The sequence below is a fragment of the Isoptericola sp. NPDC056618 genome (genome assembly GCF_042792715.1).
Lineage (GTDB): Bacteria > Actinomycetota > Actinomycetes > Actinomycetales > Cellulomonadaceae > Isoptericola > Isoptericola nanjingensis.
The window spans coordinates 397,965-415,584 of sequence record NZ_JBHTVZ010000002.1 but is presented as its reverse complement, the minus strand read 5'-3'; the positions used below and the strand labels follow the sequence as shown (position 1 = coordinate 415,584).

17 protein-coding genes are annotated in these 17,620 nt (G+C 75.6%); 8 read left to right on the top strand and 9 right to left on the bottom strand.

What is annotated here, in order from left to right:
• Positions 1 to 26 precede the first annotated feature (26 nt).
• Positions 27 to 1,415, bottom strand: a complete 1,389-nt coding sequence (locus ACFQ8T_RS04990; RefSeq protein WP_430545447.1) for a replication-associated recombination protein A — start codon at positions 1,413 to 1,415, stop codon at positions 27 to 29.
• Between the two features lie 42 nt (positions 1,416 to 1,457).
• The gene (locus ACFQ8T_RS04985; protein ID WP_430545446.1) at positions 1,458 to 2,027 is read right to left on the bottom strand and encodes a TetR family transcriptional regulator; all 570 of its coding nucleotides are present in this window, start codon (positions 2,025 to 2,027) and stop codon (positions 1,458 to 1,460) included.
• A gap of 89 nt (positions 2,028 to 2,116) precedes the next feature.
• Between ACFQ8T_RS04985 and ACFQ8T_RS04980 the strand changes: the two genes are divergently transcribed.
• A complete protein-coding gene (locus ACFQ8T_RS04980) occupies positions 2,117 to 3,643 on the top strand; it encodes an FAD-dependent monooxygenase (RefSeq protein ID WP_430545445.1) in 1,527 nt (508 codons plus the stop codon).
• On the opposite strand, the gene ACFQ8T_RS04975 is transcribed toward ACFQ8T_RS04980, so the two are convergent.
• Positions 3,632 to 4,492, bottom strand: coding sequence for a GNAT family N-acetyltransferase (locus ACFQ8T_RS04975; protein ID WP_430545444.1), 861 nt, complete (start codon positions 4,490 to 4,492; stop codon positions 3,632 to 3,634). The two genes, ACFQ8T_RS04980 and ACFQ8T_RS04975, sit on opposite strands and share 12 nt — an antisense overlap.
• Complete coding sequence (gene aspS / locus ACFQ8T_RS04970; RefSeq protein ID WP_430545443.1) at positions 4,489 to 6,270, bottom strand: aspartate--tRNA ligase; 1,782 nt, start codon at positions 6,268 to 6,270, stop codon at positions 4,489 to 4,491. Before aspS ends, ACFQ8T_RS04975 begins: the two co-directional genes overlap by 4 nt.
• Before the next feature lie 116 nt (positions 6,271 to 6,386).
• Between aspS and ACFQ8T_RS04965 the strand changes: the two genes are divergently transcribed.
• Positions 6,387 to 6,860, top strand: coding sequence for a PPOX class F420-dependent oxidoreductase (locus tag ACFQ8T_RS04965; protein ID WP_430545442.1), 474 nt, complete (start codon positions 6,387 to 6,389; stop codon positions 6,858 to 6,860).
• A 54-nt stretch (positions 6,861 to 6,914) separates the two neighbouring features.
• A complete protein-coding gene (locus ACFQ8T_RS04960; protein WP_430545441.1) occupies positions 6,915 to 7,274 on the top strand; it encodes a DoxX family protein in 360 nt (119 codons plus the stop codon).
• A 31-nt stretch (positions 7,275 to 7,305) separates the two neighbouring features.
• Here the strand turns inward: ACFQ8T_RS04960 and ACFQ8T_RS04955 are convergent, their stop codons facing one another.
• From ACFQ8T_RS04955 to ACFQ8T_RS04945, 3 genes are all read right to left on the bottom strand, one after another.
• On the bottom strand, positions 7,306 to 8,433 hold the full coding sequence (locus ACFQ8T_RS04955; RefSeq protein WP_430545440.1) for an Rv2578c family radical SAM protein: 1,128 nt from the start codon (positions 8,431 to 8,433) through the stop codon (positions 7,306 to 7,308).
• Between the two features lie 48 nt (positions 8,434 to 8,481).
• On the bottom strand, positions 8,482 to 9,552 hold the full coding sequence (locus tag ACFQ8T_RS04950) for a hypothetical protein (RefSeq protein ID WP_430545439.1): 1,071 nt from the start codon (positions 9,550 to 9,552) through the stop codon (positions 8,482 to 8,484).
• 63 nt (positions 9,553 to 9,615) lie between these two features.
• The gene (locus ACFQ8T_RS04945) at positions 9,616 to 10,230 is read right to left on the bottom strand and encodes a hypothetical protein (protein WP_430545438.1); all 615 of its coding nucleotides are present in this window, start codon (positions 10,228 to 10,230) and stop codon (positions 9,616 to 9,618) included.
• Between the two features lie 191 nt (positions 10,231 to 10,421).
• On the opposite strand from ACFQ8T_RS04945, the gene ACFQ8T_RS04940 reads away from it, so the two are divergent.
• Positions 10,422 to 10,808, top strand: coding sequence for a VOC family protein (locus ACFQ8T_RS04940; protein WP_430545437.1), 387 nt, complete (start codon positions 10,422 to 10,424; stop codon positions 10,806 to 10,808).
• Between the two features lie 3 nt (positions 10,809 to 10,811).
• Here ACFQ8T_RS04940 and hisS read toward each other — a convergent pair whose 3' ends face one another.
• Together hisS and ACFQ8T_RS04930 are read right to left on the bottom strand one after the other, a co-directional pair.
• Positions 10,812 to 12,227, bottom strand: coding sequence for a histidine--tRNA ligase (gene hisS / locus ACFQ8T_RS04935; protein WP_430545436.1), 1,416 nt, complete (start codon positions 12,225 to 12,227; stop codon positions 10,812 to 10,814).
• Between the two features lie 74 nt (positions 12,228 to 12,301).
• Entirely contained in the window at positions 12,302 to 13,051 is a 750-nt protein-coding gene (locus ACFQ8T_RS04930; protein ID WP_430545435.1) for an MBL fold metallo-hydrolase, read from the bottom strand.
• 139 nt (positions 13,052 to 13,190) lie between these two features.
• On the opposite strand from ACFQ8T_RS04930, the gene ACFQ8T_RS04925 reads away from it, so the two are divergent.
• From ACFQ8T_RS04925 to ACFQ8T_RS04910, 4 genes are all read left to right on the top strand, one after another.
• Positions 13,191 to 13,976 (top strand): peptidylprolyl isomerase, encoded by a 786-nt coding sequence (locus ACFQ8T_RS04925; RefSeq protein ID WP_430545434.1) that lies wholly within the window; start codon positions 13,191 to 13,193, stop codon positions 13,974 to 13,976.
• Positions 13,973 to 15,721 (top strand): DUF349 domain-containing protein, encoded by a 1,749-nt coding sequence (locus ACFQ8T_RS04920; protein WP_430545433.1) that lies wholly within the window; start codon positions 13,973 to 13,975, stop codon positions 15,719 to 15,721. The genes ACFQ8T_RS04925 and ACFQ8T_RS04920 overlap by 4 nt, the downstream gene beginning before the upstream one ends.
• 111 nt (positions 15,722 to 15,832) lie before the next feature.
• Positions 15,833 to 16,519: a hypothetical protein gene (locus ACFQ8T_RS04915; RefSeq protein WP_430545432.1), complete on the top strand. Its 687-nt coding sequence runs from the start codon at positions 15,833 to 15,835 to the stop codon at positions 16,517 to 16,519.
• A 10-nt stretch (positions 16,520 to 16,529) separates the two neighbouring features.
• A complete protein-coding gene (locus ACFQ8T_RS04910; protein WP_430545431.1) occupies positions 16,530 to 17,618 on the top strand; it encodes a DNA polymerase domain-containing protein in 1,089 nt (362 codons plus the stop codon).
• Positions 17,619 to 17,620: the final 2 nt, after the last annotated feature.

Genomic DNA, 17,620 nt, shown 5'->3' with positions numbered 1-17,620 from the left:
CGCACGGTCGCCGCCGGTGGCGCGTGTCAGGCGTCGTCCAGGATCTGCCGGATCCGCGCCACCCGGTCGGTGACCTGCTTCTCGAACCCTCGGTCGCTCGGGTCGTAGTACCGCCGACCGGAGAGCTCGTCGGGCAGGTACTGCTGCGCCGCGATCGCGTGGGGCGCGTCGTGCGCGTACCGGTACCCCTTGCCGTGCCCGAGCCCCTCGGCGCCCGCGTAGTGGGCGTCACGCAGGTGCGGAGGGACGACCCCTACCCTCCCCGCCCGCACGTCCGCGAGCGCCGCGTCGATCCCCTGGTACGCCCGGTTGGACTTCGGCGCGGTCGCCAGGTGCACGACCGCCTCCGCGAGGACGATCCGCCCCTCGGGCATCCCGATGAGCTGGACGGCCTGCGCCGCCGCCACCGCGGTCTGCAGGGCGGACGGGTCGGCCATGCCGACGTCCTCCGCCGCGGAGATCACGAGACGTCGCGCGATGAAGCGCGGGTCCTCGCCCGCGGCCACCATCCGGGCCAGGTAGTGCAGGGCGGCGTCCACGTCCGAGCCCCGGATCGACTTGATGAACGCCGAGACGACGTCGTAGTGCTGGTCGCCGTCGCGGTCGTACCGCACGGCGGCGACGTCGACGGCGCGCTCGACCGTGTCGAGGTCCACGGCGACCGGGTCCCCGGGCGTGCGGCCGGGGACCGCGTCGGCGAGGGCCGCGCCGGCGGCGGCCTCCAGGATGGTCAGGGCCTTGCGCGCGTCCCCGCCCGCCATGCGCACGAGCTGGTCCTCGGCCTCGTCCGTCAGCTCGACGGCGCCGTCCAGGCCGCGCTCGTCCGCGACGGCGCGGCGCACGAGGGCCCGGACGTCGTCGCCGGTGAGCGGCTTGAGCGTGAGGAGCAGGGACCGGCTCAGCAGCGGGGAGTTGACCGAGAACGACGGGTTCTCCGTGGTGGCGGCCACCAGCGTCACCCAGCGGTTCTCGACGCTCGGCAGCAGCGCGTCCTGCTGCGTCTTGGAGAACCGGTGCACCTCGTCGATGAAGAGGACGGTCTCCTCGCCGCCCGTGGCGAGACGCCGCCGGGCGTCCTCGACGACCTGGCGCACCTCCTTCACGCCGGCGGTGACCGCGGAGAGCTCGACGAACCGCCGCCCGGAGACCGTCGCGACGAGGTACGCCAGCGTGGTCTTGCCCACGCCGGGCGGCCCCCACAGGATCACGGACCCCGGGGCGGCACGGCGCGCTGACTCGTCGTCCGGCTCCACCAGTCGGCGCAGCGGCGATCCCGGCACGAGCAGGTGCGCCTGGCCCGCGACCTCGTCGAGGGCGGCCGGCCGCATGCGCACGGCCAGGGGGGCGCTCGGGCCGCTGCGGCCGGTCGCCGGCGTGCCGCGGGTGCCGGTGAGCGCGGCGTCGAACAGGTCCATGCGGTCCAGCCTACGGAGCGCCACCCACGCCCCGGGCCCGCGTCACGGCTCGGGGGCTGTGATGTAGCGCTCGACGGTCGGGGCGAGCCAGGCGACGACGTCCGCGCGGGACATCTCGGCCGCGGGCCCGAACTTCAGCACGTACCGCAGCAGCGCCATCCCGAGGATCTGCGACGCGACCAGCGTCGCGCGGCGGGGCGCGTCGGCGGGGTCGCGGCCGAAGCGCTCGGCGGCGGGGACGAGCTGGTCCCGGAAGACGCCGCGCAGGCGCTCGGCGCCCGCCGGGTCGGTGACGCCGACGCGCAGCAGCGTGACGAGCACGCCGTCGCGCTCCCACAGCTCCAGGAAGTGCGTGACCAGCACGCGGCCGAGGTCGTCGGCGGGGATCCGCGCGGGGTCGGGGATGTCGAGGGCCACGTCCACCACCCGCGCGAAGAGGCCCTCCTTGGAGCCGAAGTAGCGGATGACCATCGAGGGGTCGATGCCCGCCTGCCCGGCGATGGCCCGCACCGTCGCGCCGTCGTAGCCGTCCTCGGCGAACCGGTCCCGCGCGGCCTCGAGGATCGCGGCGCGGGTGGCGTCCGAGCGCCGGGGTGCGGGGGCGACCTCCATGCCGGGAGCATATGCCAACACCTGTTGACCTCGCGGGCCGACAGGCCTACCGTCGAACATGCCAACGCTTGTTGACCTCGGGAGGGACCATGAGCGCGCGCAACAGGACGACACCGGACTCGGTGGCGGACGTGGTGGCGGACGTGGTGGCGGACGTGGTGGTGGTCGGGGCCGGGCCCACCGGGCTGCTCCTCGCCGGCGACCTCGCCACGGCGGGGGCGCGCGTGACCGTCCTCGAGAAGCGGCCGGCGGGCCTGAGCAACCTCACCCGCGCGTTCGCGGTGCACGCGCGCAGCCTCGAGGCGCTCGACGCGCGCGGGCTGGCGGACGAGCTGCTCGCCACCGGTCGGCGGGTGCGGAGCATCCGGGTGTTCGGGCGGGCCGACGTGCGCCTCGACACGCTGCCCGGTCGGTTCCCGTTCGTGCTCGTCACGCCGCAGTACGAGGTGGAGCGGCTGCTGCGCCGGCGGGCGGAGGAGGCGGGCGCCCTGTTCCGGCACGGGATGCGCGTCGCCGACGTGGGCCAGGACGACGCCGGGGCCTCCGTGCTGGCGGTCGACGAGACCGGCGACGGGGCCGGCCACGAGGGAGGCGACGAGGCTGCCGGCGCCCCGGTCCGGTTCCGCGCGGCGTGGGTCGTCGGTACGGACGGCGTGCGCTCGACGGTGCGCCGGGCGGCGGGCCTGCCGTTCCCCGGGGAGACGGTGATCCGCGCGATGGTGCTGGCCGACGTCCGCCTCGCCCGGCCCCCGCAGGACGCGCTCACCGTGGCGTCGTCCGGGGGTGCGCTCGGCTTCCTCGCCCCGTTCGGCGACGACTGGTACCGGTTCATCGGCTGGGACGAGGCGCTCGACCCCGGCCACGAGGGGCCCGTGAATCTCGACGAGGTGCGCGCCGTCGCGCGGGCGACGCTCGGCGACGACCACGGCATGGCGGAGCTGCGGTTCGCCACCCGGTTCGCCGCCGACGAGCGCCAGGTGCCGCGGTACCGGGTGGGGCGCGTGCTGCTCGCGGGCGACGCCGCGCACGTGCACAGCCCGGCGGGCGGGCTCGGCATGAACACGGGGCTGCAGGACGCCGCGAACCTGTCGTGGCGCCTCGCCGCCGTGGTGCGCGGCGCAAACGACGCGCTGCTCGACGGGTACTCGGCGGAGCGCCACCCGGTGGGTGCCCAGGTACTGCGCGCGAGCGGGACCCTGCTGCGGCTCGCCACCCGCCCGGGACCGGCCGCAGCCGCCCTGCGCGCGGCGGGCGCCACCCTCCTGTCCCGCGCGGCGCCCGTGCGCCGCCGGGCCGCGGGCGTGGTGTCGGCGCTCGGCGTGCGCTACCCGGCACCGCCCGGGGCGCACCCCGCCGCCGGGCGCCGCGTGCCCGACCTGCCGCTGGTCGCGGGACCCTCGGGGTCGCGCCTCGCCGAGGCCCTGCGCGAGGGGCGCTTCGTGCTCGTCGGGCCCGCGGAGGGTGCCCCTGCGGAGGTCCCGCCGGGACCCGGCGAGCTCGACGTCGCCGAGCGGGTGGTCGTGCGGCGCGCGGACGGCCGCGACCCGACGCTGCTCGTGCGCCCCGACGGCTACCTCGCCGACGCCCGCGTGCCGACGACGACGTCAGGGGCGTGAGCTCTCGAACTCCTGGCCCAGGACGTACCCCAGCCGCCGGTACACGCTGCGAGCGGCGACGTTGTGGGCGTAGGCGCCGAGGGTGACCATCGACGCCTCAGCGACGCCTGCGCGGGTCGCCGAGGCCGTCACGGCCGCCCCGATCCCCCGGCCCCGCCACGCCGGGTCCGTCCCGATCGACCCCAGGGTCCACGGCCTCCCCGGCACACGGCGCGACGCGCCCGCCACGGCGCGCACGACGCCGTCGTCGTCCCGCCAGCCCCACCAACGGGACCGTGGCTCGCCCACGGGCAGCTCGCCGTCCGGGTTCGCGACCGCGAGGCAGGAGGCCGCCTCGGCGCGTCCGGCGTCGCCCAGCAGCTCGCCGACCCGCTCCTCACCCGTGACGACGGCGGGCGGTTCCGTGACGGCGTACCAGTCCCAGGCGTCGAACGGCGGGTGGTCGAACGGCGCGGGGACGACGACGCCGTCGCGCGCGCCGAGCGCCGACACCGCGGCGTAGGTGCCGCGCGGCATGGACGCCCGCACGACCGGCCCCAGCCCGTCGGGGCGCAGCTCCGCCTCCGCGGCGATGAGCAGGCGTGCCGCACCCTCGGCGCCCCCCACGGCCAGCAGGCTGACCCCGGTCGCGTCGTGGTCGACGGCCAGCGGGCGGCCGCCGTCGATCCGCTCGCGCCAGCGCAGCCGCACGAGGAACGCGTCGTCGTCGTGCCAGACGTGGCTGGCGTCCCACCCGCCGTGGGCGGCCTCGGCGACCACCACGGGGTGGTGCGCCCAGCGGGGAGGCACGCTCGCCCCGGCCACCTGGGTGACCGGGGCGAGCGACGACGCGTCGGGGAGGAGCGTCACTCCTCGTCGGCCTGGGGGACGGCGTCCACCCCGGCCTCCTTGCGCTGCTCCGGCGTGATCGGGGCGGGAGCCTCGGTGAGGGGGTCGTAGCCGCCGCCCGACTTCGGGAACGCGATGACGTCGCGGATCGACGCCGACCTCGTCAGCAGCGCGACGATGCGGTCCCAGCCGAACGCGATGCCGCCGTGCGGCGGGGCGCCGAACTTGAAGGCGTCGAGGAGGAAGCCGAACTTCTCCTGCGCCTCCTCGGGGCCGATGCCCATGACGTCGAACACGCGCTCCTGCACGTCGCGGCGGTGGATTCGGATCGAGCCGCCGCCGATCTCGTTGCCGTTGCAGACGATGTCGTAGGCGTAGGCGAGCGCGTTGCCCGGGTCGGACTCGAAGCTGTCGACCCACTCCGGCTTGGGCGACGTGAACGCGTGGTGCACGGCGGTCCAGGCGGAGTGGCCGAGCGCCACGTCACCCTCGTCGGCGGCATCTCCTGTCGGCTTGAACAGCGGCGCGTCCACGACCCACACGAACGCCCAGGCGTCCTCGTCGACCTGCCCCGTGCGGTGCGCGATCTCGAGGCGGGCGGCGCCCAGGAGCGCGCGCGCCTCGGCGGTCTTGCCGGCCGCGAAGAACACGGCGTCGCCCGGCTGGGCGCCGGTGGCGGCCGCGAGGCCGTCACGCTCGGCGTCGGACAGGTTCTTGGCGACCGGGCCGCCCAGCGTGCCGTCCTCGCCGTAGGTGACGTACGCGAGACCCTTGGCCCCGCGCTGCTTGGCCCACTCCTGCCAGGCGTCGAACTGGCGGCGCGGCTGCGACGCGCCCCCGGTCATGACGACGGCACCCACGTACTCGGCCTGGAAGACCCGGAACGGGGTCTCGGCGAAGTAGTCCGTCAGCTCGACCAGCGGGTTGCCGAAGCGCAGGTCGGGCTTGTCCGTGCCGTACAGGCGCATGGCCTCGGCGTAGGTCATGCGGGCGATCGGCGTGGGGATCTCGACGTCGATCAGCTTCCACAGGGCGGCGAGGACCTGCTCGGCGAGCGCGATGACGTCGTCCTGGTCGACGAAGCTCAGCTCGACGTCCAGCTGCGTGAACTCCGGCTGGCGGTCGGCGCGGAAGTCCTCGTCGCGGTAGCAGCGGGCGATCTGGTAGTAGCGCTCCAGCCCGCCGACCATGAGCAGCTGCTTGAACAGCTGGGGGCTCTGCGGCAGCGCGTACCAGGAGCCGGGCGCCAGACGCGCGGGCACCAGGAAGTCGCGCGCACCCTCGGGCGTGGACCGGGTCAGCGTGGGCGTCTCGACCTCGACGAAGTCGTGCTCGTCGAGCACGCGGCGGGCCGCCTGGTTCGCCTTGGCGCGCAGCCGCAGGGCGTGCGCCGGCGCGGGGCGGCGGATGTCGAGGTAGCGGTGCTTGAGGCGCGCCTCCTCGCCGATCACCTCGGTGTCCGCGAGCGCCGTCGACACCTGGAACGGCAGCGGCGCGGACTCGTTGAGCACGACGACGTCCTTGGCCACGAGCTCGATCTCGCCGGTGGCGAGGTTCGGGTTGGCGTTGCCCTCGGGGCGGCGACCGACCTCGCCAGTGACCTGGAGGACGAACTCGGAGCGGAGCGGGTGCGCCACCGCCTCGTCGCGGATGACGACCTGGGCGATGCCGGACGCGTCGCGCAGGTCGATGAAGGCCACTCCCCCGTGATCCCGGCGCCGATCGACCCACCCCGTGAGGGTGACGGTCTGACCGATGTGCTCGGCCCGCAGTGAGCCGGCCGTGTGGGTGCGGAGCACGGAGTGTTCCTTTCGAACGGGGTGGGGGACCGCGTCGCCGGTGGCGACGTCCGGGCGCGCTGGCGCGCCCGTGCGAGTCTAGTCGGTGGCCGGCCCCCTTCTGCGAGGAGATTCCCATGGCACCACGGATCGCCACCACGACCGCCGTCGACCGCGACGGGCTGCTGGAGGTGCTGCGGGAGCGTCGGCACGGCGTGCTCGTCACCACCCGGCGGGACGGCTCGCCGCAGCTGAGCCCGGTGACGTTCGGCGTGGACGCGGCCGGCCGGGTGGTGGTCTCGACGTACCCGGACCGCGCGAAGGCCGTGAACCTGCGGCGGGACCCGCGGGCGTCGTTCCTGGCCCTCGGCGACGACTTCGACGACGCCTGGGTGCAGGTGGACGGCGCGGCCGAGGTGATCGACGTGCCCGACTCGGTGGAGCCGCTGGTCGAGTACTACCGGGCCGCCGCGGGCAAGGAGCACCCCGACTGGGACGAGTACCGGGAGGCGATGCTGCGCCAGGGCAAGAGCGTCGTGCGGATCACGATCGAGCGGTGGGGCCCCGTCGCGACCGGCGGGTTCCCCGCCCGGCTGGTCGAGGGCGCCTGAGAGCCTGGTCACACCCACGGCACGGCCCGCCCGGCGGGCCGTAGCGTCGACCCCATGGCGACGTTGCCCGACCCCGTCTGGCCCGTGCTCGTGCTCGCGTTCGTCTCCGCGGGCGACGCGCTCCTGTGCGTGAAGCCGGTGGCGTTCATCGCGCAGTGCTTCCGGGACGTGAACTTCCCGGAGCGCTGGTGGTGGGTGATGCCGTGGATCAAGGCCGCCGCCGCGGCCGGGCTCGTCGCGGGGATCTGGATCCCCTACCTCGGGCTCGTGACCGTCGTCTGCCTGGTCGTGTACTTCGTGCTCGCCCTGACGTTCCACGTCCGAGCGCGGGACTTCGGCCGCAACTTCTTCGTCAACGCCACGGGCATGTTCCTGATGTGCCTGTTCGTGCTGTGGTTCTCGTTCCTGCGCTGAGCCCCACTGTGCCTCGGAAGAGCACCGGGCCTCAGAAGAGCACCTGCTCGACGCCCGTGCCGGCCACCTGGAGGCCGCCGCCGTCGCGCGGCATCCCTGCGAGCGCCCCGACCGGGTAGTCGCCCTCGTCGTGCGGCGTGAGGTCGTCCGGGAACCTCCCCGTGGCGCCCGACCGCGAGCGGTGCCCGGACGAGCGGAAGCCGCGCTCGGTGAGGAGCGGCTCGACCCGGTCCCACAGCCACTGCCGGTAGGCCTCGAGCGCGTAGGTCCCGCGGGCGTACACGCGCCCGTAGCCGGCGACGGCGCGCGGGTGCTCACGCTCCAGCCACTGCAGGTACCACTCGCGGGTGCCGGGCTTGAGGTGCAGCGGCACCACGGTGACTCCCGTGGCTCCGGCGTCCGCGACGGCGTCCAGCAGGCGGCGCAGGTGGTCGCGGGAGTCGGTCAGCCAGGGCAGCACCGGGGCCACCATGACGCCGCAGGGCAGACCCGCCGCCCGCACCGCGCGGATCAGGTCGAGGCGCGCGCGGGGTGTCGGCGTCCCCGGCTCGACCGACTGCTGCAGCTCCTCGTCGGCGGGCGAGTCGGCGAAGCCGAGGGAGACCCCGAGCCCGACCTCCACGCGCTGCGCCGCCTCGGCGATCAACGGCAGGTCCCGACGCAGGAGCGTGCCCTTGGTGAGGATCGAGAACGGCGTGCCCGAGTCAGCGAGCGCCCCGATGATGCCGGGCATGAGGCGGTACCGCCCCTCGGCCCGCTGGTACGGGTCGGTGTTGGTGCCCATCGCCACCGGCTCCCGCGTCCACGACGGCCGGGCAAGCTCGGCACGCAGCACCTCGGCCACGTTCGTCTTCACCACGACCTGGGAGTCGAAGTCCCGACCGGCGTCGAGATCGAGGTATTCGTGAGTGGGGCGGGCGAAACAGTAGGTGCATGCATGACTGCATCCCCGGTACGGGTTGACGGTCCACCCGAACGGCATCTTCGATGCGGCGGGCACCTTCGACAGCGCGCTCTTCGCGAGCACCTCGTGGAACGTGACGTCGGCGAACTCCGGCGTCCGCACCGTGCGCACCAGGCCGAGCCGCCCCAGGGCGGAGCGTTCGAGCCCGGGCAGGGCGCCGTCGTCCGCGCCGACGGTCTGACCATCCCATCTCACGCCATCATTCGAACAGACGTTCGACTCGTTGTCCAGCCCCGCCCGGCGTCAGCGGCGGAGCCGCGCGAGCGCCCGGCGGCCGCGCTCCCGCCACGGCAGCGGGCGCCGCCCGAGCTCCGCGAGCAGCACCGCGACCGTGTCCAGGGCGGCCGCGGTCACCTCGCGCGGGCGGGGCTTGTCGGGGTCGGCCCAGTCGTCGCCGGGCGGGACGGGCAGCAGGTCGGCCAGGTCGCCGTGCACGGTCACGTGCCGGTCGCGCAGCCAGGCGACCCAGGTCTCGCTGAGCCCCGCCACCCACAGGTGGTCGTCAGGCCCCAGCGCGATGGGGGTCGAACGCCGCGGCGCGAGCGCGTCCCCGGCGACGATGCCGTCGACGAGCGGCGACAGGGCGCCGCCACGCCGCACCTCGTCCCCGAGCCGGCGGTTGAGGCCGCGCAGCACCTGCGCCTCGGGCGCCCCGACCGAGGCGTTCGACCGCTCGGCGTCCCGCGGCGCCCAGGCGGGGTCGACCTCGACGGCCTCCAGGAAGCGGAGCCAGAGCGCGTCCCCCGCGCCGCCCGGCGGCGGCGCCGTCACCACGTGGACCCGCGACGCGGGGAGGTCCGCGGCCCACACGGTCAGCACGTGGGTCGGGTCCACGGAGTCCAGGAACGCGGACCGCCCCGCCCTGACCCGGTCGAGGTAGGCGCGCAGCGTCGTCCTCGCGCCGAACTTCAGCGTCTCCTGCCATCCGCTCGCGAGCTCGCGCGCCAGGTCGCGGACGGTGAGCACCACGTGGACCTCGGCGCGGGTCGCGGCCAGGTCCGCGAGCACCCGGGCCGCCTGGTCCCGGTCCGCCCTCGCCAGCAGCTCGTGGCTGAGGACGACGTCGCCCCGCGCCCGTCGCACCTGGCCCACCAGGCGGTCCCATGCGCCGCGCAACCGCCGTGGGTCGATGCCGTGGCGCGCCCCCGTGGCGTCCAGCGCCGCCCAGTAGTGCACCCGCGGCTCGCCCAGCGGCCCGCTGGGGTACAGCACCCCGTGCCGGCGCAGGTCGTGGCGGTTCGCGTGGAGACGTGACTGCAGGTAGGTGGTGCCGGACTTGGGCGCGCCCACGTGCAGGAAGACTCGGCTCGGCATGGGCCCAGCGTCGCACGACGCCCTGTGCGAGCCCTGGACGGCGGCCGCCCGGGGCGCGGCCGGTCACAGCGCCAGCGAGACCCCCGACCGCGACGTGGCGAACAGCCCGTCCGTGCCCTGGAGCGTGAGCGCCGGGACCGGCGCCGCGGCGAGGTCCGACGGCCGGTAGCGCTTGAGGTCCCCGCGGTAGACGACGGTGCCGGGCACGTCCAGCAGCGTCTGCGGTCGCACCTTCCAGCGCGGGACGCCCAGGTCGCACACCCCCGCGTCGCGCAGCACGTGGTAGACGAACTCGGAGCAGAAGAACCGCCGGTCGTCCTCGGACCCGCGTCCGAGCAGCCCGGTCACGAGGCCGGGGGCGTTGTAGGCGTAGGTGTGGCTGTCGAGGAGGAACTCCGCGACGCGCGCCCCCACGGCGTCCCGCTGGCGGGACGTCACGGGGACCTCGAGGACGACGCCCGGCAGCCGGTCCATCCCCCGGTACAGGTCGTCGTCGAGACGCTCGCGCTTGAAGCAGCCGACGAACGGGTTGGACGCGCGGCGGCGCCCGAAGCTGAACATGAGCTCGAGGTCGGCGTCGAGGGCCAGGGCCGCGTGCGTGTACTCGTCCCGCGTCGCGAGGCGGATCGTCCGCGACAGGACGGTGCTGCTGCGGGACAGGACCACGTAGATGCTCACGGCGGTCACCGTACCGTCCCCCGGGCGCCGTCCGGCCAGGTCAGCGGCGAGATCAGGGTGAATCTCAGGGGCGCCTCAGGGTCTTCGGGGGACAACCCCCGCGGGATGGCCCCCGATCAGTTCCGACCGCCCGCGGGGTCCACCCCTCAGGCCGGTCCCCGCCGGCCGCTTCCCGACCCGAGGAGACCCCCGTGATCACCGTGCAGCGCGGCTTCAGCAGCTTCTCCGTCGACGACCTCGACGCCGTCGAGTCGTTCTACCGGGACGTCGTGGGGCTCCGCGTGCACCGCACGTCCATGGGGCTCGAGCTGGACGTCACCGGCGGCAGCGCCGTCTTCGTCTATCCGAAGGGCGAGGCCCACGAGCCCGCGAGCCACACCGTGCTCAACCTCGTCGTGCCCGACGTCGCCGCCGCGGCGGCGGACCTGCACGCCGCCGGCGTGGACCTGGTGCGCTACCCGGGGTTCGCCCAGGACGCCGACGGCGTCGTACGCAGCGACGACCCGCGCCAGGGCCCGACCATCGGCTGGTTCCGGGACCCGGCGCGCAACGTCGTCGCGCTCATCGAGGAGGCCTGAGGCTCATTCCGCGGCGGGCACGACCCGCGGGAAGAGGTCCTCCGCCGGCGGCTGCCACGTCGCGGCGTCCGCGTCCACCTGCTCCCCCGAGCGGATGTCCTTCACCTCTCCGGACAGGACGGCGGGCTCGGTGCCGTCCTCCCCCGGCTGCGCCGGGAACCACACGAACGGGATGCCGCGGCGGTCGGCCACCTTGATCTGCTTGCCGAACTTCGCCGCCGACGGCGCGACGTCGGCGGGGACACCGCGGGCGCGCAGGGCCGTCGCGACCGCGTCGGACCTGTCCCGGTGCGCCTCGTCCGTGACGGCGACCAGCACGGCCGTGGGCACGCCGCGCGTCGTGGCGACCAGCCCCGCGGACAGGAGCCGCGAGACCAGGCGGGAGACGCCGATCGACAGGCCGACGCCCGGGTACGTGTTCTTGCCGTCGGAGGCGAGGGTGTCGTAGCGCCCGCCCGAGCAGATCGAGCCGAGCTGCTCGTGCCCCACCAGCACCGTCTCGTAGACCGACCCGGTGTAGTAGTCGAGGCCCCGCGCGATCTTCAGGTCCGCGACGACGACGCCGGGCGCGCGACGTGCGGCCGCCTCGATCAGTGCGGCGAGCTCGCCCAGCCCCGTCTCGAGCAGCTCCGTGCCCGCGTCGTAGGACGCCGCGAGCGCCCGGACCCGGTCCACCACGGTCGAGTCCGCCCCCGAGATCGCGGCGAGCTCGAGGCACGCCTTGGCCTGCTCGGGCGTGGCGCCCTGCTCCACCTGCAGCAGCTCCGCGACGGCGTCCGGCCCGACCTTGTCGAGCTTGTCGACCTGGCGCAGCACGCCCTCGACGTCGTCGAGCCCCAGGCCACAGTAGAAGCCCTCCGCGACCTTGCGGTTGTTCACGAGGATGCGGACCTCGGGCACGCCGACGTCGCGCAGCGCGCCGAGCGCCTCGGCCATGACGAGCGGGAGCTCGACCTCGTAGTGGTAGGGCAGCTCGCCCGCGCCGACGACGTCGATGTCGGCCTGGACGAACTCGCGGAAGCGGCCGTCCTGGGGGCGCTCGCCCCGCCAGACCTTCTGGATCTGGTAGCGCTTGAACGGGAAGGCGAGCCGGCCGGCGTTCTCCAGCACGTAGCGCGCGAACGGGACGGTGAGGTCGAAGTGGAGGCCGAGCTGCTTCTCGGCCGCCGCACCCCTGTCGCCCCGCGACGCCGCGTCGTCGCCGGCCTGCTCCTCCTGCAGCCGGCGCAGCACGTAGACCTCCTTGGAGGTCTCGCCCTTGCGCAGCAGCTGGTCGAGCGGCTCCACCGCCCGCGTCTCGATGCCGGCGAACCCGTGCAGCTCGAACGTCCGCCGCAGCGTGTCGAGCACGTGCTGCTCGACGACGCGACCGTCGGGGAGCCATTCGGGGAAGCCGGAGAGCGGGGTGGGGCGTGCCATGGGCCTCATCTTCCCAGACGCCGGGGCCGTCTCGGGACCCGTCCCACCGCCGGAGGCGGGGCGGGCGGGACGGATCAGCGCAGGTGCGGGCGCAGGAAGGGGTTCGTCGCCAGCTCACGGCCGACGGTGGTGGTCGGGCCGTGGCCGGGCACGACGCCCAGCTCGGGGTCGAGCGCGCCCACGACGTCGCGCAGCGTGCGTGCCATGGTGGCGGCGTCGCCGCCCGGCAGGTCGGTGCGCCCGACCCCGCCCGCGAAGAGCACGTCGCCGGCGAGGACGACGCCGTCGCCGCCGTCGTGGTCGCCGTCCCGGACGACGAGGAGCGTCGAGCCCTCCGTGTGCCCCGGCGCGTGCAGCGTGCGCAGGCGCACCGCCCCCGCGGCGAGCGCCCCCTCGCCGTCGGGTCCCAGGTCGAGCGGCTCGACGACGGCCGGCGCGCGGTAGTCCTCGGCCCGCCGGCCCGTGGCCGCGAGCGCCTGCGCGAGGGCGCCGCTCACCCCAGGGTCGCCGCCGTCGCGCACCGCGGCGAGGCCCAGCGTGCCGAACGGGTCGGCCAGGCGGTAGGCGTCCGCGGGATGGATGCGGAACGGCACGTCGTACCGCTCGCAGAGCGCCGCGGCGTCCCAGGTGTGGTCGACGTGCCCGTGCGTCGCGACGACGGCGCGCGGGACCAGGCCGCGCTCGGCGACCAGGCGCTCGACGTCGGGGGCGACGCCCGCCCCGGCGTCCACGACCACGCAGTCGGCGTCCCTGCCCTCTGCGCCGGCGACCACGACGCTGCAGTTGGTGGCGAAGACGGGCGCGACGACGAGGAGGATCTGCACCGCGCCACCGTAGCCGCCACGACCCGGCCCGGGGTCGCCGCGGCCGTAGCGGATGTGACCTGCGTCCCGGCCTCTAGACTGTCCCCCGCGCGCGGGAGTTCCCGTGCGGCCACCGGGACGAGGCGAGGAGGACCGCGCGTTGGCGGCCACCAAGCGCGAGCGGGAGTACGCCCGCAAGCGGCAGGAACAGTGGGAGCAGCGGCAGGCGCAGGCACGCGCCCGGCGGCAGCGGACGTTCGCGATCGTGGCGATCGTGGCGGTGCTCGCCCTGGTGGGCGGCGGGTTCGTCGTCGCGAACCTGGGCGGCGCCGCGAACCCCGCAGCGTCGTCGACGCCGCAGGCCGCGGGTGACTGCCCCGCGGCGGAGGTCGGCGCCCGCGACGGCGGGGACCTGCCCGACCCTTCGGCCGCCGAGGACCGCACGTGGACCGCGACCGTCGACCTGTGCGCGGGCGGCACGCAGACGGACCTCGTCCTCGAGCTGGACGGCACCGCCGCCCCGCAGGCCGTCGCGAGCTTCGTGTCGCTCGCGGACCAGGGCTACTACGACGGCACCCCCTGCCACCGCCTCACCACCCAGGGCATCTACGTCCTGCAGTGCGGCGACCCCACGGGGACCGGGACCGGTGACCCCGGCTACTCGTACGGCCCGATCGAGAACGCCCCGAAGGACGACGTCTACCCCGCCGGGACCATCGCGATGGCCCGCCGTGGCAACGACGGCGAGTCGATGGGCTCGCAGTTCTTCGTCGTGTACCAGGATTCGACCATCCCGTCCGACACCGCGGGCGGGTACACGGTGCTCGGCACCGTCACGTCCGGCCTGGACGCCGTCCAGGCAGTCGCTGACGAGGGCGTCGACGGAGGGGCCGGCGACGGCTCCCCTGCGACCCCCGTCATCATCGAAGGAGTGGAGACCCAGTGAGCGAGAGCACCCCCGGCTCGACCGGCCCCGAGGAGACCCCGGCCGGCACCGAGGAGACGGCCGAGACTCCATCGCAGACGACCCCGGACGAGGCGACCCCGCCGGCTCCCGCGGCGGACCCGCAGCCCGCCGCGGGCGAGACCACGGACACGGCTCCCCCGGCCGAGCCCGCGCAGGAGGCCCCGGAGCCCGAGACCGCGGAGCAGGCTCCTGCCGCCGAGGCCGCCGAGACGACCCCCGTGGCCGAGTCGACCGAGACCACGGGGGCGACCGAGCCGGCCGCTGAGCCCGAGGCCGTCGAGCCGACCCCCGCCCCGGCGACTCCCGCGGCGCCGAAGCCGTCCGCCGTGCCGAAGCCGCCCCGCCCGGGGGCGCCCAAGCCGTCGGCGCTGCGCCGCCCGGCCGCGCCCACTCCCGCCGACGTGCCGCCGGCCGAGCCCACGACCCCCGCGGCGCCGGTCGTCCCCCCGGCGCTGGACGCGGCCGCGGCGTCCGCCGCGGAGGCGTTCGGTCGGGTGGACGACGACGGCACGGTGTTCGTGCGGGAGGCCGCCGGCGAGCGCCAGGTGGGCCAGTTCCCCGGCGTGGACGCCTCGGAGGCGATGAGCCTCTACGTGCGGCGCTACCTGGACCTCGACGCCAAGGTGGCGCTGTTCGAGACCCGGCTGGACAGCGCCGACCTGTCGGTGCGCGAGATCGACCAGACCCTCGCGAAGCTCGCGGACGAGACGGGTGAGCCCGCCGCCGTCGGCGACCTGGACGCCCTGCGGGCCCGCGTGGAGGGCCTCAAGGCACGCGCGGCAGAGCGCCGGGCCGCGCTCGAGCAGGAGCGTGCGGCCGCCAAGGCCGAGGCCGTCGCCGCCCGCACCGCGATCGTCGAGGCCGCGGAGAAGATCGCCGCCACCGACCCCGCCAAGATGCAGTGGCGCCCGGCCGGCGAGGAGCTGCGGGGCCTCCTGGACCGGTGGAAGGAGGCGCAGCGCAGCGGGCCGCGCATCGACCGCCCCTCGGAGGAGGCCCTCTGGAAGCGGTTCAGCCACGCGCGCACCGCGTTCGACCGGGAGCGGCGGCACTTCTTCGCCGACCTCGAGCAGCGCAACTCGGCGGCCAAGGCGGCCAAGGAGCAGCTGGTCGCCGAGGCGGAGTCCCTGCAGACCAGCACCGACTGGGGGGCGACCGCCGCCGCCTACCGCGACCTCATGGCGCAGTGGAAGGCCGCGGGGCGGGCCAGCCGCAAGGACGACGACGCGCTCTGGGCCCGGTTCCGGGCGGCGCAGGACGCGTTCTTCGGCGCCCGCGACGCCGAGAACGCGGCGATCGACGCCGAGTACGGGCAGAACCTCGAGGTCAAGGAGGCGCTGCTCGCCGAGGCCGAGGCCCTCCTGCCCGTCAAGGACCTGGCTGCGGCGAAGGAGAAGCTGCGCGACCTCCAGGACCGCTGGGAGGAGGCCGGCAAGGTGCCGCGCGGGGACATCCAGCGCGTCGAGGCCCGCATGCGCGCGGTCGAGACGGCCGTCCGGGGTGCCGAGCAGGCTCGCTGGGACCGCACCAACCCCGAGACCCGCGCGCGGGCCGAGGGTGCCGCGGCACAGCTCGAGGCCGCCATCGAGGGGCTCGAGCGCGATCTCGCGGAGGCGCGCGAGTCGGGCGACGCGCGGCGCGTCGAGGAGGCCGAGACGGCGCTCGCCGCGCGGCGCGCCTGGCTCGAGCAGGTCGTCCGCGCCGCGGAGGACACCCGCGGCTGACGGCGCACGGCCGCCGGCCTGACCGGGTGGGCGGCCCGACCGGACGTCGCGTGCGCGCGACGATCCACAGGCGGTCCCCGACGGGGCTCACGACCGGATAGTTTCCGCGTCGTGAGCCCCTTCGTCGTCCTCCCCGCGCCGCCCGGCCCGCCCGCGGGCGACCGCCTCCGGTCCCCGGCCGCTCCGCGGCGGCTCGGCGACCTGCTCGCGGCGCCAGGACGTCCGTCCGGTCCCCTAGTGCGCCCTGCGGACGTCGGCGGGCGGGCGGCGTGGGACGTCCTCGTGCGCGACGGCTCCCTCGAGGCGGTGCGGGACGACGCGGCCGTCGTCGCCGGCACGACCGTGACCCCCGTGCTGCGGGCCGTGCTGCTGGCCGGGTCGCTGCCCGCGGGGGCCGTGGCCGCCGGGCGCACGGCGGCGTGGGTGCACGCCGGCGGGCGGGCGGGCACCCGGTCCGCCGAGCACCTCGACGTCGCCTACGCGGCCGGCGGGCACCGGCCCGAGCTCTGGGGAGCGGGGCTCGTGTGGCAGGCGCCGATGCTGCGCGGCGACGTCGTCGAGCTGGCCGGGGTGCGGGTGACCGCGCCGCTGCGGACGGTCGTCGACGTGGCGGTGCACGTGCCGGGCGAGGAGGACGCGGCCCGCCTCGCCCGCGACGTCGCGGACTCCTGCGGCCTCGCGCTCCCCGACGCGGCCGCGCTGCTGGAGCGCCGTGCCCGCGTCGTCGGGCGCCCGCGTGCCCGCCGCGTGCTGGCCCGTGCCGCCGCCCTCCGTGCGGCACCCGCCGCCCTGCCCTAGGTTGAGCCGCATGGCCTCCGCCGCACCCGCCGTCGAGCTCGACGCCGCTGGCCGCGCCGTACGCGTCTCCAGCCCCGACCGCGTCGTCTTCCCCGAGCTGCCCGACCGCCCCGGCCTCACGAAGCGTGAGATCGTCGAGTACTTCCTGTCGGTGGGCGACGGGATCCTCGGGGCGCTGCTGCACCGGCCCACGACGCTCGAGCGGTGGCCGAAGGGCTGGTGGCCCGAGGCGGTGATGGCGACGCGCGCCGACAACCGCGGCGACGCGTTTTACCAGAAGCGGCTGCCCAAGGGGGCCCCCGACTGGGTCGAGACCGCGACCATCGCCTTCCCCAGCGGGCGCACCGCCGACGAGGTGGCGCCGACCGAGCTCGCCGTCGTCGCCTGGGCGGCGAATCTCGGCACCCTGACCTTCCACCCGTGGCCCGTGCGCCGCGACGACGTCGAGGCGGTCGACCAGCTGCGCATCGACCTCGACCCGCAGCCCGGCACCTCCTTCGACGACGCCGCGGCCGTCGCGCCCCACCTGCGCGACCTGCTCACGGAGCTCGGCCTCACCGGGTACCCCAAGACCTCGGGCGGGCGCGGCCTGCACGTCTTCGTACCGCTCGCGCCCCGCTGGTCCTTCCAGCAGGCCCGGCGCGCCACGATCGCGGTCGGCCGCGAGCTGGAGCGCCGCCTCCCCGACCAGGTCACGACGAAGTGGTGGAAGGAGGAGCGGGGCGAGGCGATCTTCGTCGACTACAACCAGATGGCCCGCGACCGCACCATCGCCTCCGCGTACTCCGTCCGGGCGAACAAGCGCGCCACCGTCTCCACGCCGCTGGAGTGGGACGAGGTCGGCGAGGTGCACCCGGACGACTTCGACGTCACGACCGTCCCGGCCCGGTTCGCCGAGCGCGGCGACCTGTTCGCCGCCCTGCGCGCCGACCGCGATCCGGAGCTCGACTGCTCCCTCGACGCGGCGCTCGAGCTCGCGCGCCGCGACGAGGAGGAGCACGGCCTCGGCGACCTGCCCTACCCGCCGGAGTATCCCAAGATGCCCGGCGAGCCCAAGCGTGTGCAGCCCAGCCGGGACACCGACCGCAAGCGCACCTGACC

Bases quoted from the DNA above. Each gene is read 5' to 3' on its own strand.
- ACFQ8T_RS04990 (WP_430545447.1), bottom strand. From the start codon at position 1,415: ATGGACCTGTTCGACGCCGCGCTCACCGGCACCCGCGGCACGCCGGCG.
- ACFQ8T_RS04985 (WP_430545446.1), bottom strand. From the start codon at position 2,027: ATGGAGGTCGCCCCCGCACCCCGGCGCTCGGACGCCACCCGCGCCGCG.
- ACFQ8T_RS04980 (WP_430545445.1), top strand. From the start codon at position 2,117: ATGAGCGCGCGCAACAGGACGACACCGGACTCGGTGGCGGACGTGGTG.
- ACFQ8T_RS04965 (WP_430545442.1), top strand. From the start codon at position 6,387: ATGGCACCACGGATCGCCACCACGACCGCCGTCGACCGCGACGGGCTG.
- ACFQ8T_RS04960 (WP_430545441.1), top strand. From the start codon at position 6,915: ATGGCGACGTTGCCCGACCCCGTCTGGCCCGTGCTCGTGCTCGCGTTC.
- ACFQ8T_RS04950 (WP_430545439.1), bottom strand. From the start codon at position 9,552: ATGCCGAGCCGAGTCTTCCTGCACGTGGGCGCGCCCAAGTCCGGCACC.
- hisS (WP_430545436.1), bottom strand. From the start codon at position 12,227: ATGGCACGCCCCACCCCGCTCTCCGGCTTCCCCGAATGGCTCCCCGAC.
- ACFQ8T_RS04910 (WP_430545431.1), top strand. From the start codon at position 16,530: ATGGCCTCCGCCGCACCCGCCGTCGAGCTCGACGCCGCTGGCCGCGCC.